This window comes from Puniceibacterium confluentis, assembly GCF_007923445.1.
In the GTDB taxonomy this organism is placed as follows: Bacteria; Pseudomonadota; Alphaproteobacteria; order Rhodobacterales; family Rhodobacteraceae; genus Puniceibacterium; species Puniceibacterium confluentis.
In genome coordinates, this window is record NZ_VOJI01000144.1 from 1 (window position 1) to 508 (window position 508).

Here is a 508-nt window from a genome sequence, read left to right on the forward strand (position 1 = left end):
TGCGATTCGTCCGCGTCACCGGCGTCGTCCACCAGGCCCAGCCGGCCGAGACCCTGGCCCGGATCGAGGCCGCCGCCGCCGCCCTCGACGATTTCGCCCTGGCCGGCCTGGCCATGGCGGCGGGGCTGCTGGGCTCGACGGTGCTGGCCCTGGCCATGTTGCACGACAAGCTGGACGGGGAGGCGGCTTTCGACCTCTCGCGGCTGGACGAGGTTTTCCAGCAGGAACAATGGGGCGTCGACGAGGAGGCCGCCGAGCGGGCGGAGCGCCTGAAGGGCGAGGCGGTCCTGCTGGAGCGCTGGTTCGCGGCCCTGCGCGTCTGACCGCTGCCGCGACGGCGCCGCTTGTCATCACCCTGACGTTTCTCTACGCCTTCGCCCGTACCGGATGACGAGGGAACGCCAGGGTCGTGCAGCATATTCTTGAGGAACTCGATCGTCGCCGCGCCCAGGCTCGCGCGGGCGGCGGGGAAAAGCGCATCGCCTCCCAGCACGCCAAGGGCAAGCTG

At 71.1% G+C, this 508-nt stretch carries 1 pseudogene; it reads left to right on the top strand.

Annotated elements, in window-relative coordinates:
* A pseudogene (locus tag FOY53_RS23375) lies at positions 1–323 on the top strand (ATPase); the annotation flags it as partial.
* Between the last annotated feature and the right edge of the window lie 185 nt (positions 324–508).